Genomic DNA, 12739 nt, shown 5'->3' with positions numbered 1-12739 from the left:
TCAAGCTGGGAGATTAGACCAGTAAATTGCTGCTAAATGCGCTGAATTAGCTATAATCTGGGTCTATTTCAAAGATTCACTGCTATTTTTAGTAAAAACTGCATGATGAATCCGAGATAATATGGGAATATTCCAGTTCATATCATGAAGTAGGAAGATGGCAGCACAATGACAGCAAAATCACGCATTCTTGTCTTAAATGGTCCAAATTTAAACCTGTTAGGTCTACGCGAACCCGCACATTACGGTTCGTCAACACTACCGCAGATTATCGACACATTAACTAAGCAAGCGAATGAAGCCAATGTTGAACTCCAACATCTTCAATCCAATCGTGAGTATGAGCTGATCGAAGCTATCCATGCGGCATACGACAAGGTGGATTTTATTATCATCAACCCTGCCGCCTTTACCCACACTAGCGTTGCACTTAGAGATGCACTGTTAGGTGTGGCTATCCCATTTATCGAAGTACATTTATCCAATGTGCATGCTCGTGAACCATTCCGTCATCACTCTTATCTCTCAGATAAGGCTGAGGGCGTGATTTGTGGTTTAGGTGCACAAGGATACGAATTCGCTCTGTCTGCCGCGCTGAATAAACTGCAGGCAAAGTAACCCAACTGACGTTGAAGTCGTTCGCAGATGCTCAACGTAAATAAACACTCTGCAGCTCGTTTTGAGCTGTCTTATTCACAAGATAAAAGAGAAAGAAAAGATGGATATTCGTAAAATCAAGAAGCTTATCGAGTTAGTAGAAGAGTCTGGCATTGCTGAGCTAGAAATCTCTGAAGGTGAAGAGTCGGTACGCATCAGCCGTAACGGTACTGCTGCACCTGTAGCACCAGTTCAATACGCAGCAGCTCCAGCTCCTGTAGCGGCTGCACCAGCAGCGGCACCTGCTCCTGCAGCAGCACCAGAAGCGGCAGCGGCTCCTGCAACTCCAGCAGGGCACCAAGTTCTTTCTCCAATGGTAGGTACTTTCTACCGTTCTCCAAGCCCAGACGCGAAGTCATTCGTTGAAGTTGGTCAAACAGTAAACGCAGGCGACACGCTATGTATCGTTGAAGCGATGAAAATGATGAACCAAATCGAAGCAGACAAATCTGGCGTTGTAACCGCTATCCTAGTTGAAGACGGCCAACCAGTTGAATTCGACCAACCACTTGTTGTTATCGAATAATAGAGGCTCTCTCTTATGCTAGATAAATTAGTCATCGCGAACCGAGGTGAAATTGCACTTCGTATTCTTCGCGCATGTAAAGAATTGGGCATCAAAACAGTAGCTGTTCACTCAACTGCTGACCGTGACCTAAAACACGTACTACTTGCAGACGAAGCGATTTGTATCGGTCCTGCCCGTGGTATCGATAGCTACCTAAATATTCCACGCATCATTTCAGCAGCGGAAGTGACTGGCGCGGTGGCAATTCACCCTGGTTACGGTTTCCTATCTGAAAACGCAGATTTTGCTGAGCAAGTTGAGCGCAGCGGCTTTATCTTTGTTGGTCCTAAAGCGGAAACAATCCGCATCATGGGTGACAAGGTTTCAGCTATCACAGCGATGAAGAAAGCTGGCGTACCTTGTGTACCGGGTTCTGATGGCCCACTAGATGACGACGAGCAGGCAAACAAAGCACACGCTAAGCGTATTGGTTACCCAGTCATCATCAAAGCGTCTGGCGGCGGCGGCGGTCGTGGTATGCGTGTTGTTCGTTCTGAAGGCGAGCTCATTGAAGCCATCGCTATGACACGTGCCGAAGCAAAAGCAGCGTTCAACAACGATATGGTTTACATGGAGAAATTCCTAGAGAACCCTCGTCACGTTGAAGTTCAGGTTATTGCTGATGGTCAAGGCGGTGCTATCCACCTAGGTGAACGTGACTGTTCTATGCAGCGTCGTCACCAGAAGGTGGTTGAAGAAGCGCCAGCACCAGGTATCACTGAAGAGATGCGTAAGTACATCGGTGAACGTTGTACACGTGCATGTCTAGAAATCGGTTACCGCGGCGCAGGTACGTTTGAGTTCCTATACGAAAACGGCGAATTCTACTTCATCGAAATGAATACTCGTATTCAGGTTGAGCACCCAGTAACTGAAATGGTAACGGGCGTAGACCTAATTAAAGAGCAACTGCGTGTAGCAGCAGGTCAACCTTTGTCATTCACTCAGGATGACATCAAGATCCGCGGCCATGCTATCGAATGTCGTATCAACGCAGAAGACCCAGAGCGCTTCCTACCTTCACCAGGTAAGATTGAACGCTTCCACGCCCCTGGTGGCATGGGTGTTCGCTGGGAATCGCACATCTACACGGGCTACACAGTACCACCTCACTACGATTCAATGATCGGTAAGCTGATCACATTCGGTGAGAACCGTGACGTAGCGATTGCTCGTATGAAGAATGCTCTAGGTGAAATGATTGTTGAAGGCATCAAGGTGAACGTATCTCTTCAAGAGTCGATCATGAATGATGAAAACTTCCAGCACGGTGGAGCAAATATCCACTACCTAGAGAAGAAACTAGGACTGCAATAAGCCGATTTCCGCTTAAGTCATAATGAAAATGCTCACTTCGGTGAGCATTTTTGTTTTCGCGCACTTGTTAGCCTTTTCTGCTACACTCTGCGCCAAATCACATCAATCAATGTAAAGAGCTCATACTCATGCCTTGGATTCAAATCAAACTCAATGCGACCAATGAAAACGCTGAACAGATCGGCGACATGCTAATGGAAGAGACTGGTGCGCTGTCTGTGACCTTCTTAGACGCGCAGGATACACCTGTATTCGAACCTCTACCTGGTGAAACTCGTCTTTGGGGTGATACGGATATCCTAGCGCTGTATGACGCGGAAGCGGATACTAACTTTATCATTGAGCAAACCAAACTCAGCGGTCTACTGGCGGATGATTTCGCTTATAAAGTCGAGCAGTTGGAAGATAAGGACTGGGAACGCGAGTGGATGGATAACTTCCACCCAATGAAGTTTGGCGAGCGTTTGTGGATTTGCCCTAGCTGGCGTGAAATCCCTGAGCCTGATGCAGTGAACGTAATGCTTGATCCGGGCCTTGCCTTTGGTACTGGTACCCACCCAACTACCGCTTTATGTCTTGAATGGCTAGAAGGCTTAGATTTATCGGGCAAAACCGTGATCGACTTTGGTTGCGGCTCTGGCATTCTTGCGATCGCCGCGATCAAACTGGGCGCTGAAAAGGTAATCGGGATCGATATTGATCCTCAAGCACTGCTTGCCTCTAAAGACAACGCTGAGCGTAACGGTGTTGCCGACCAACTAGAAGTGTTCCTTCCTCAAGATCAGCCAGAAGGTCTGATTGCTGACGTGGTTGTTGCTAACATCTTAGCAGGTCCGCTACGCGAACTTTCACCAATCATTAAGTCTTTAGTTAAGCCAAACGGCGAGCTTGCGATGTCAGGCGTGCTTGATACTCAAGCTGAAGATGTGGCTAACTATTACCGTGATGAGCTTCACATTGATCCTATCAAAGAGCAAAGTGAATGGTGTCGCATCTCTGGTCGAAAGCAAGGCTAGACAAGACTTTGCGAGCTAATTGACTGATTTTTGGGCATTTTGTGAAAACAATTTGTAAATGCTCAAATATTAGTCTTTTCACAGCGCTAAAAAATGCGTAAAATGCGCGCCCTTGCTGGTACTAAGCTGTGAAGACGTTTTGAAAATCGGAAACTACCAACTTAAGAATAATCTCATCGTTGCCCCTATGGCAGGTGTGACTGATAGACCGTTTCGTGAGTTGTGTCTCCGCTATGGTGCTGGAATGGCCGTCAGTGAAATGATGTCATCCAATCCAAAGCTATGGAAAACGTCCAAATCAAAGCAACGCATGGTACATGAAGGCGAATCGGGCATTCGCTCTGTACAAATTGCGGGCGCTGATCCACAGCTTATGGCCGACGCTGCTCAGTTCAGTGTTGAAAACGGTGCGCAAATCATCGACATCAACATGGGCTGTCCAGCCAAAAAAGTGAATAAGAAGCTAGCCGGCTCTGCCCTGCTTCAGTATCCAGATATCATTGAAGATATTCTGAAGGCTGTGGTTAATGCAGTCGATGTCCCGGTGACATTGAAAACCCGTACTGGCTGGGATACAGATAACAAAAACTGTGTCCAAATCGCTAAATTAGCCGAAGACTGCGGCATTCAGGCTCTTGCTCTGCATGGCAGAACAAAAGCGTGTATGTACAAAGGTGAGGCCGAATACGACAGCATTAAAGCGGTCAAGCAAGCTATCTCAATTCCGGTTATCGCTAACGGTGATATCGATAGCCCAGAGAAAGCCAAGCATGTACTGGAATATACCGGTGCTGACGCTTTAATGATTGGACGCCCTGCCCAAGGTCGTCCGTGGATTTTTCAGGAAATCCAACACTTTTTGGAAAACGGCACCACGATGCCTGAGCTTCCTTATTCGGAAGTGAAAGACATCCTGCTTGGCCATGTGAATGCACTGCATGATTTCTATGGAGAGTATTTAGGTCCACGAATCGCGCGTAAGCACGTAGGTTGGTACCTAAAAGAGCATGAGCAAGCAAGTGAGTTTCGCCGTACCTTCAACGCCATTGAGGCAGCTGAGCTGCAACTTGAAGCGCTTGAAGAGTATTTTGATAAAGCCTAACTAGTTGTGCTTTCGCCCCAACTACGACAGGTAAACGTTGCATCATAATTAAGAGAAGAGCTAGACCGAATATGTTCGAACAAAATCTGACTTCAGAAGCATTAACAGTAACTACAGTAACGTCACAGGACCAGATTACTCAGAAGCCACTACGTGACTCTGTTAAAGCGTCTCTTAAAAACTACTTGGCTCAACTAAATGGCCAAGAAGTAACAGAACTATATGAATTAGTTCTAGCTGAAGTTGAACAGCCACTACTAGATACCATCATGCAGTACACTCGCGGTAACCAGACTCGCGCGGCAACTATGATGGGTATCAACCGCGGTACTCTTCGCAAGAAACTTAAAAAATACGGCATGAACTAATCGTTCATTCGATATTTTGATTTTAAGAAGCCGGGCTTACGTCAGTAATCCCGGTTTTTTTATCATTAGAGCCAGTGTTAGTTGCACGAATATTCAACGATCTGTGATCTATTGCGATTGCTAACCTCAAAGTGGTCGATATAATAATCAATTACGTTTACGTTCGGACTAATCTACATGGTTGATATGCAAAGGGAAGAATGGCTGAGTCTTATGCTCTCCGAGCTACCTGATCGTCTGCTGATCATTGATGAGCACGGACGTATCGTAGATAGCTTTGGTGAAGCAACTCAATCTGATCCTGAGTTAACCAATAAGTACCTCAACCGTACGTTTAGCGAGATCCTTCCAGAAAACCTTGCCGAGAACTTGGAGCACCACTTCAAACAGGTGTTAACCTCAGGTCAACGTAAAACTCTGCAATACTCAATGACGCCTTGCCAACAGCTGCTGCTTTCTATTGAAGAGCTTGAAGCTTGGAATGGCGTCGACGAAAGATGGTTTGAAGCCTCTCTCAAGCCCATCACATTGGCAAGCGGTGCCAAATATGTTCTGTGGCAAGAGAAAGAGATCACCAAAGCTCACCTTCACCAAGTTGAATTAAAGAAACTGGCTGAAACCGATGAGTTGACAGGCATATTAAACCGCCGTGCCTTTATGCTAAGACTGGAGCGAGAATTCGATAGCCCAACTCAGCAGCACCTTTCTTGTTTGATGATTGATATCGACCACTTTAAAGAAATTAATGACCAAGTAGGCCACTTATCCGGTGATGAAGTCATCGTCCAAGTTGCGCATATTTGCCAAGGGTTAATTCGCTCCAGTGATTATATTGGCCGTTTGGGTGGTGAAGAGTTTGGTGTGGTGCTTTCTCGCACTAACGCAATTCAAGCGTACGATATTGCTGAGCGCATCCGTCACTCGATTGAGACAACACCTTGTCAGGTTGATGACCACATCATCTTGCCGACCGTGAGCATTGGCATTGCCGAGTTGAATGACCATGTGTCATCCGTTAGAGAACTGATGGTACAAGCAGACAAAGCGATGTATTACTCTAAACAAACTGGTCGTAACCAAGTCACTCTCTACTACGAGAATCTTCCGGATATTAAGTCAACCACTGAGCTGAAAGCCAATATCCGCCGCGCTTCTTAAACGCCTTTTTCTATCTCACAGCAAGAGTCTTGATGTGCTTCGCTCGCAAGTGCACCTAAAATCGAGCAATGGCTGGCATCGTCATCAACATGTCCACAGCAAGCATCATTAATTTTCTTCAGTGCTGTGCGAATTCGAGTTAATTCAATAATCTTCTCATCAATCACAGAAAGCTTAGCTGTGGTGATGGCCTTAACTTCGGCGCAGCTATGTTCTGTTGCCTCAAGTTTTATCTCTAAAAGTTCGCGAATCTCATCCAAACTCAAACCTAAATCTTTCGCTTTTAGGATAAAGCTGACTTGGTGTTGGTTTTCTTCATTATAGAGCCGGTAACCTGAATCACTGCGACCTGCAGGTTTAATTAGCTGATTCTTTTCGTAAAAGCGCAATGTATCTGCTGTGACATTACAGCGCTTAGCCAATTCTCCGATCTGGAACATAACTTTTCCTATTAACTGTTTCGTTACGTTTTAAGCCTAAACTTGAGCTTTTCATAATTATTTTTGAGATGCCAAACGATTGCGCGAGCTTTTTTGTAATAAATTAGTTAGAATGTGCGCCATCAAACTCAGAGACTAGTTTACCACCAACAAATGTTGGAAAGGTCTTTACCAAAACTGGCCAATATCTTACTGCCTGATTGTAATCAAAGCATAAGAACAAGTTCACTTTTGGCAAATATCTTTATCTTACGTATTAACTCTGTGACTTTGAGGAAATGGAAGCATGACTAACGCTCGTCCTATTCGCCGCGCACTAATCAGCGTATCAGACAAAACTGGTATTGTTGAGTTTGCCCAAGCTCTTGCTAACCGAGGTGTTGATATTCTATCAACAGGTGGCACTGCTCGCCTACTGGCAGAAAAAGGCATCTCAGTAACTGAGGTATCAGATTACACTGGTTTCCCAGAAATGATGGACGGTCGTGTTAAGACGCTTCACCCTAAAGTACATGGTGGTGTGCTAGGTCGTCGTGGTCAAGATGACGACGTAATGGAAAAGCACGGCATCAACCCAATCGACATGGTTGTGGTTAACCTTTACCCATTCGCTGAAACAGTGGCGAAAGAAGGTTGTACTCTTGCCGACGCAGTTGAGAACATCGATATCGGTGGTCCAACTATGGTTCGCTCAGCAGCGAAAAACCACAAAGATGTGACTATCGTCGTTAACGCGCACGATTACGACCGTGTTATCACTGAGATGGATGCGAACGAAACGTCTCTGACTCTAGAAACGCGTTTTGACCTAGCTATCGCAGCCTTCGAGCACACAGCCTCTTACGACGGCATGATCGCTAACTACTTCGGCACTATGGTTCCATCTAACGGAGAGAACAAAGAAGGTGACGAAGAGAGCAAGTTCCCTCGCACATTCAACCAGCAGTTCATCAAGAAACAAGACATGCGTTACGGTGAGAATAGCCACCAAGACGCGGCTTTCTATGTTGAAGCCAATCCAGAAGAAGCCTCTGTTTCTACTGCTCGCCAAATCCAAGGTAAAGCCCTTTCTTACAACAACATCGCCGATACTGACGCAGCACTTGAGTGTGTTAAAGAGTTCGATGAGCCAGCATGTGTGATTGTTAAGCACGCTAACCCATGTGGTGTTGCGCTAGGTGGTAACATCCTTGAAGCGTATGACCGCGCATACAAAACTGATCCAACGTCTGCATTCGGCGGCATTATCGCCTTCAACCAAGAGCTAGATGCAGCAACAGCAACCGCTATCGTTGAGCGCCAATTTGTTGAAGTGATCATCGCGCCATCAGTATCTGCTGAAGCAATTGAAGTGGTAGCAGCGAAAAAGAACGTTCGCCTTTTAGAGTGTGGAGAATGGACAACTAAGACTACGGGCTTTGACGTGAAACGCGTTAATGGCGGCCTACTGGTTCAAGACCGTGACCAAGGTATGGTAAGCCTAGATGACCTAAAAGTGGTTTCTAAGCGCCAACCAACAGAAGAAGAGCTAAAAGACGCCCTATTCTGCTGGAAAGTGGCTAAGTACGTTAAATCAAATGCGATTGTTTACTCGAAAGGTGACATGACAATTGGTGTTGGCGCTGGCCAAATGAGCCGCGTTTACTCAGCGAAAATCGCAGGCATCAAAGCGGCTGACGAAGGTCTACAAGTTGAAGGTTGTGTAATGGCATCGGATGCGTTCTTCCCATTCCGCGACGGTATCGATGCGGCTGCAGAAGCAGGCATCAAGTGCGTGATTCAACCGGGTGGCTCTATGCGTGATGACGAAGTTATCGCAGCAGCAGACGAACATGGCATGGCGATGATCTTTACGGGTATGCGTCACTTCCGCCACTAGAAAGAAGCGAGAGCGCTGCGCTTCTGGAAACGGGAACGCTGCGCTCCGAGTAGAGCAAAACTAACTTAGATTTCTCAAAACCGTCATTCCGTATAGCGAGGAACGAACGTAGTACGGAATCTCTAGGTTTAACATGTTAAACAGATTCCCGACAGTTTCGTTCCTCAACTTCGGGAATGACGACTTTTGATTGAAGGATTTAAAATGAACGTACTTATCATTGGTGCTGGCGGTCGTGAACATGCACTAGGCTGGAAAGCGGCGCAAAACCCAAACGTAGAAACCGTATTTGTTGCACCTGGTAACGCAGGTACTGCTCTTGAACCTAAGCTTGAGAACGTAAACATTGGTGTTGAAGCGATTTCTGAACTGGTTGCTTTCGCCCAAGAGAAAAAAATCGAGTTAACGATTGTTGGCCCTGAAGCGCCACTTGTTATCGGTGTGGTTGATGCGTTCCGTGAAGCGGGTTTGCCAATCTTTGGCCCAACCGAAGCAGCAGCACAGTTAGAAGGCTCAAAAGCGTTTACTAAAGACTTCCTAGCTCGTCACAACATCCCAACCGGTGCTTACGCAAACTTTACTGAAATCGAGCCTGCATTGGCTTACGTTCGTCAGCAAGGCGCACCTATCGTGGTCAAAGCAGATGGTCTTGCGGCAGGTAAAGGCGTTATTGTTGCGATGACTCTAGAAGAAGCCGAAGACGCAATCAAAGATATGCTCGCAGGCAACGCATTTGGTGAAGCGGGTAGCCGTGTGGTTATCGAAGAGTTCCTAGACGGTGAAGAAGCAAGCTTCATTGTAATGGTGGATGGTAAGAGCGTTCTGCCTATGGCCACCAGCCAAGACCACAAACGTGTCGGTGACAAAGATACGGGCCCCAACACAGGTGGTATGGGTGCTTACTCTCCTGCTCCTGTTGTGACTCCTGAAATCCACGAGCGTATCCTTGAAGAGGTTATCTACCCAACAGTTCGCGGCATGGATGCAGAAGGCCACCCATACACAGGCTTCCTCTACGCAGGTCTAATGATCGATAAAAACGGTACGCCAAAGGTTATCGAATACAACTGCCGCTTCGGCGATCCAGAAACGCAACCTATCATGATGCGTATGGAATCTGATCTTGTTGAACTGTGTCTAATGGCTATTGACGAGAAGCTTGATGAAGCAGAGTCTAAATGGGATCCACGTGCGTCTATCGGTGTAGTACTGGCTGCGGGTGGTTACCCAGCAGATTACGCTAAAGGCGATGTTATTTCTCTACCAGCAGCAGAAGTTGAAGGTCAGAAAATCTTCCACGCAGGTACTGCTAACAACGCATCAGGTGAGATCGTAACTAACGGCGGCCGCGTTCTTTGTGCAACAGCACTTGGTAATAGTGTTTCTGAGGCTCAGGAGCAAGCATACGCTCTAGCTAAGCAAGTAAGCTGGAATGGTATGTTCCACCGCAATGACATCGGCTACAGAGCGATTGCGCGCGAGCAAGAACAGTAAATAACAACATCAGTTGGCTTATCGTAAAAAGGCGCTCATTGAGCGCCTTTGTTTTATCTATCTTTTGCCGGTTATTACTCTTCGATCAGACCTGGTCGTTCGATGCAGTCATGACTGTCTTCCGCCAGCATGAGTAATTGGTTTACGATAACCTTTTTGCTTTGCGTAGTGCCTAAAAACGCCGCATAGCTGTCTACACTCGACAAGCGGTTGATCACAAAGCTGGGTAATGTCTCGTTAAACTCTACATGTTCGTAGCTTTGTCCTGAACAAGTATCAAAGCTTGAGCCATCCCAATAGCCCTGAATCAAACGAACACCGGTGCTACTCTGCTCTTTGGTGCGAGTTGGAATAGTCAACGCTTCTTGCTTAAGCCAAGCAATTTTATCAGCTTTCAGCGGCAGGACCTTCCCGTCGAGTCGATACTGCTGATAGATCGCCTCACCGTCTTTGCTAAAGCGAACATGAATACGGTACGGGACTAAGCCTTGATTGTCTTTTAGCTGTTGCCCTTCACGAATCAGTTCTCGAATCTCGCCATCTTCCCATCGATAGTCAGATTTATACCAACCATAGTCTCCGGCGCTCACATAGTCCGCAGCAGTGTAAGGAAAAGATAAACGTTCGGTGTACCAATATAAGCTGGTCGCATCCCCCATACTCTGACCACCAGTATACTCAGTAAACTGGTCTAGGTTGGGAGTAGGAATACTCGAGGAGCATCCAACCAGTAAAGAAGCGATTAGTGAAGGTGCTAGAAGTTTTTTCATCGTCATAAACAAATATACGCCAAGATAGCAGCTACCTTGGCGTATTATATACAATTCCGAGTTTGAAACTCTGAAATCAGCAATAAATTATTTTACTGAATCTTTCAGTGCTTTACCTGCTACGAATGCAGGAACGTTAGCCGCAGCGATTTGAATCTCTGCACCAGTCTTAGGGTTACGACCAGTACGTGCTGCGCGGTGGTTAACTTTGAATGTACCAAAACCAATTAGTTGAACTTGGTCACCCTCTTTAAGTGCATCTGTCACACCTTCAAGAGTTGCTTCAAGAGCAGCTTTAGCTTGCGCTTTAGATAGGTCTGCTTTCTCTGCGATAAAGTCGATTAATTGGGTCTTGTTCATTAGGTTTCCCTTCTCATATGTTATCGAATTCAACTCACTCTAAAACATAAATGCCCCATCTGGCAAAGGTTTGTAAGCGATCTTTAGCTCTCATGACGCACTTTTAACCATATTCTGAGCATTAACTCACAATTTGTTACTCTGTCAGCAAGACTTAATACTTGTTTTTAACCTATTTTGGCCTTATTTATAGACATGCGAGAGCCCGTAAAGCCTGATATTTCGGGACCTAAAGCGAATACAAAATGCTCATATCAATAATGCACAGGTACGAAAAGTCGCACTTTTCCGGCAAGAATTGATAGGGGTATAAATCTACATAGGACACTTATGTTGTTGCTAACCATATACGTCACTGTTGCGATTGGCGTATCGTTTATCTGCTCCGTATTAGAAGCGGTTCTTCTGAGTATCTCACCAAGTTATATCGCCCAATTGCGCCAGCAAGGGCACCCTGCGGCTGAGCAACTGGCTAAGCTAAAAGCGGACATTGACCGCCCACTGGCGTCGATCCTGACCTTGAACACGATTGCCCACACTATTGGTGCGGCGAGTGCAGGTGCACAAGCTGCGGTTGTATTTGGTAGCGAGTGGCTAGGCGTTTTCTCTGGTGTGCTCACTTTAGGTATCTTAGTGCTATCAGAAATCGTGCCTAAGACCATTGGTGCCACATACTGGCGTCAGCTAGCCCCTGTTTCAGCTGTGGTTCTACGTTGGATGGTATGGGCGCTAACTCCATTTGTGTGGTTCTCAGAGCAGATCACTAAGCGCTTAGCTCGTGGGCATGAAGCGCCAAAGATGCGTGATGAACTATCCGCTATGGCAATTTTAGCCAAAGAGAGCGGTGAATTTGCAGAAGGTGAGTCTAAGATTTTGACTAACTTGCTCGGTATCCAAGATGTGCCCGTCACTCAGGTGATGACGCCGCGCCCTGTCGTTTTCCGTGTAGATGCCGAAATGACGATTAATGAGTTTCTCGATAAACATAAAGAGACGCCGTTCTCGCGTCCTCTGGTTTATAGCCAGTCGACTGATAACATCATTGGTTTTGTTCACCGTCTTGAGTTATTTAAGCTGCAACAAGCAGGCTGTGGTGAAAAGCAACTCGGTGCGATAATGCGCCCTGTGCATGTACTCTTCAACACGATGGCACTGCCAAAAGCTTTTGAGCAGATGATGGCGAAGCGCCTGCAATTGGCGATGATCGTCGATGAATACGGCACCATTCAAGGTATTTTGACTCTGGAAGATGTGTTTGAACACTTAGTTGGTGAAGAAATTGTCGATGAAGCAGACCGCACCACTGACATGCAAGAGCTTGCTTTTGACCGCTGGGAGAAGTGGAAAGAAAAGCACGGCGTAATCGAAAATCGTGATGACGATGAAGACGAAGAAGTTGTTGAAGAACCAGTAGATAAGCCGAAAGAGAATAAAGACGAGAGCTAGTTAGCTAGAAAGCTGGAAAGCTGGAAAGCTGGAAAGCTGGAAAGCTGGAAAGCTGGAAAGCTGGAAAGCTGGAAAGCTGGAAAAATAGAGGGTTGACGTGAAAGCGTCAACCCTCTTCTGCTTTAATAAATTTAAGTAGGGAATACCTAACTATGGAGGATTTC

13 protein-coding genes are annotated in these 12739 nt (G+C 46.2%); 10 read left to right on the top strand and 3 right to left on the bottom strand.

What is annotated here, in order from left to right; all coding sequences use genetic code 11:
• The first annotated feature begins 168 nt into the window (after nucleotides 1-168).
• From aroQ to IX91_RS00865, 7 genes are all read left to right on the top strand, one after another.
• On the top strand, nucleotides 169-618 hold the full coding sequence (gene aroQ, locus IX91_RS00895) for a type II 3-dehydroquinate dehydratase (RefSeq protein ID WP_004742955.1): 450 nt from the start codon (nucleotides 169-171) through the stop codon (nucleotides 616-618).
• A gap of 100 nt (nucleotides 619-718) precedes the next feature.
• The gene (gene accB, locus IX91_RS00890; protein WP_004742954.1) at nucleotides 719-1183 is read left to right on the top strand and encodes an acetyl-CoA carboxylase biotin carboxyl carrier protein; all 465 of its coding nucleotides are present in this window, start codon (nucleotides 719-721) and stop codon (nucleotides 1181-1183) included.
• Nucleotides 1184-1198: 15 nt separating this feature from the next.
• Nucleotides 1199-2542: an acetyl-CoA carboxylase biotin carboxylase subunit gene (gene accC / locus IX91_RS00885; RefSeq protein ID WP_004742953.1), complete on the top strand. Its 1344-nt coding sequence runs from the start codon at nucleotides 1199-1201 to the stop codon at nucleotides 2540-2542.
• Between the two features lie 128 nt (nucleotides 2543-2670).
• Nucleotides 2671-3558, top strand: coding sequence for a 50S ribosomal protein L11 methyltransferase (gene prmA, locus IX91_RS00880; RefSeq protein WP_004742952.1), 888 nt, complete (start codon nucleotides 2671-2673; stop codon nucleotides 3556-3558).
• A gap of 139 nt (nucleotides 3559-3697) precedes the next feature.
• Entirely contained in the window at nucleotides 3698-4660 is a 963-nt protein-coding gene (gene dusB / locus IX91_RS00875) for a tRNA dihydrouridine synthase DusB (RefSeq protein ID WP_004742951.1), read from the top strand.
• Nucleotides 4661-4731: 71 nt separating this feature from the next.
• Nucleotides 4732-5028 carry a DNA-binding transcriptional regulator Fis gene (gene fis, locus IX91_RS00870; RefSeq protein ID WP_000462885.1) on the top strand — a complete coding sequence of 99 codons (297 nt, stop codon included), beginning with the start codon at nucleotides 4732-4734 and terminating at the stop codon, nucleotides 5026-5028.
• A 177-nt stretch (nucleotides 5029-5205) separates the two neighbouring features.
• Nucleotides 5206-6186, top strand: a complete 981-nt coding sequence (locus IX91_RS00865; protein ID WP_004742950.1) for a sensor domain-containing diguanylate cyclase — start codon at nucleotides 5206-5208, stop codon at nucleotides 6184-6186.
• On the opposite strand, the gene zntR is transcribed toward IX91_RS00865, so the two are convergent.
• Complete coding sequence (zntR, locus tag IX91_RS00860) at nucleotides 6183-6626, bottom strand: Zn(2+)-responsive transcriptional regulator (RefSeq protein ID WP_004742949.1); 444 nt, start codon at nucleotides 6624-6626, stop codon at nucleotides 6183-6185. The genes IX91_RS00865 and zntR overlap by 4 nt on opposite strands.
• Before the next feature lie 286 nt (nucleotides 6627-6912).
• Here zntR and purH point away from each other — a divergent pair, with 286 nt between their 5' ends.
• Both purH and purD read left to right on the top strand, forming a co-directional pair.
• The gene (purH, locus tag IX91_RS00855; RefSeq protein WP_004742948.1) at nucleotides 6913-8505 is read left to right on the top strand and encodes a bifunctional phosphoribosylaminoimidazolecarboxamide formyltransferase/IMP cyclohydrolase; all 1593 of its coding nucleotides are present in this window, start codon (nucleotides 6913-6915) and stop codon (nucleotides 8503-8505) included.
• 204 nt (nucleotides 8506-8709) lie between these two features.
• Nucleotides 8710-9999 (top strand): phosphoribosylamine--glycine ligase, encoded by a 1290-nt coding sequence (gene purD / locus IX91_RS00850; RefSeq protein ID WP_004742947.1) that lies wholly within the window; start codon nucleotides 8710-8712, stop codon nucleotides 9997-9999.
• A gap of 74 nt (nucleotides 10000-10073) precedes the next feature.
• On the opposite strand, the gene IX91_RS00845 is transcribed toward purD, so the two are convergent.
• Together IX91_RS00845 and hupA are read right to left on the bottom strand one after the other, a co-directional pair.
• A complete protein-coding gene (locus IX91_RS00845) occupies nucleotides 10074-10775 on the bottom strand; it encodes a DUF1481 domain-containing protein (protein ID WP_004742946.1) in 702 nt (233 codons plus the stop codon).
• Nucleotides 10776-10856: 81 nt separating this feature from the next.
• On the bottom strand, nucleotides 10857-11129 hold the full coding sequence (gene hupA / locus IX91_RS00840) for a nucleoid-associated protein HU-alpha (RefSeq protein ID WP_004742945.1): 273 nt from the start codon (nucleotides 11127-11129) through the stop codon (nucleotides 10857-10859).
• 330 nt (nucleotides 11130-11459) lie between these two features.
• Here hupA and IX91_RS00835 point away from each other — a divergent pair, with 330 nt between their 5' ends.
• A complete protein-coding gene (locus tag IX91_RS00835; protein WP_004742944.1) occupies nucleotides 11460-12575 on the top strand; it encodes a CNNM domain-containing protein in 1116 nt (371 codons plus the stop codon).
• Nucleotides 12576-12739: the final 164 nt, after the last annotated feature.

Origin of the sequence: Vibrio tubiashii ATCC 19109 (assembly GCF_000772105.1) — a bacterium.
Classification (GTDB): domain Bacteria; phylum Pseudomonadota; class Gammaproteobacteria; order Enterobacterales; family Vibrionaceae; genus Vibrio; species Vibrio tubiashii.
Note: the sequence above shows the minus strand (reverse complement) of the source record. Positions and strands in the feature narration are given on the sequence as shown.

Bases quoted from the DNA above. Each gene is read 5' to 3' on its own strand.
- aroQ (WP_004742955.1), top strand. From the start codon at position 169: ATGACAGCAAAATCACGCATTCTTGTCTTAAATGGTCCAAATTTAAAC.
- accB (WP_004742954.1), top strand. From the start codon at position 719: ATGGATATTCGTAAAATCAAGAAGCTTATCGAGTTAGTAGAAGAGTCT.
- accC (WP_004742953.1), top strand. From the start codon at position 1,199: ATGCTAGATAAATTAGTCATCGCGAACCGAGGTGAAATTGCACTTCGT.
- prmA (WP_004742952.1), top strand. From the start codon at position 2,671: ATGCCTTGGATTCAAATCAAACTCAATGCGACCAATGAAAACGCTGAA.
- fis (WP_000462885.1), top strand. From the start codon at position 4,732: ATGTTCGAACAAAATCTGACTTCAGAAGCATTAACAGTAACTACAGTA.
- IX91_RS00865 (WP_004742950.1), top strand. From the start codon at position 5,206: ATGGTTGATATGCAAAGGGAAGAATGGCTGAGTCTTATGCTCTCCGAG.
- zntR (WP_004742949.1), bottom strand. From the start codon at position 6,626: ATGTTCCAGATCGGAGAATTGGCTAAGCGCTGTAATGTCACAGCAGAT.
- purH (WP_004742948.1), top strand. From the start codon at position 6,913: ATGACTAACGCTCGTCCTATTCGCCGCGCACTAATCAGCGTATCAGAC.
- purD (WP_004742947.1), top strand. From the start codon at position 8,710: ATGAACGTACTTATCATTGGTGCTGGCGGTCGTGAACATGCACTAGGC.
- IX91_RS00845 (WP_004742946.1), bottom strand. From the start codon at position 10,775: ATGACGATGAAAAAACTTCTAGCACCTTCACTAATCGCTTCTTTACTG.
- hupA (WP_004742945.1), bottom strand. From the start codon at position 11,129: ATGAACAAGACCCAATTAATCGACTTTATCGCAGAGAAAGCAGACCTA.
- IX91_RS00835 (WP_004742944.1), top strand. From the start codon at position 11,460: ATGTTGTTGCTAACCATATACGTCACTGTTGCGATTGGCGTATCGTTT.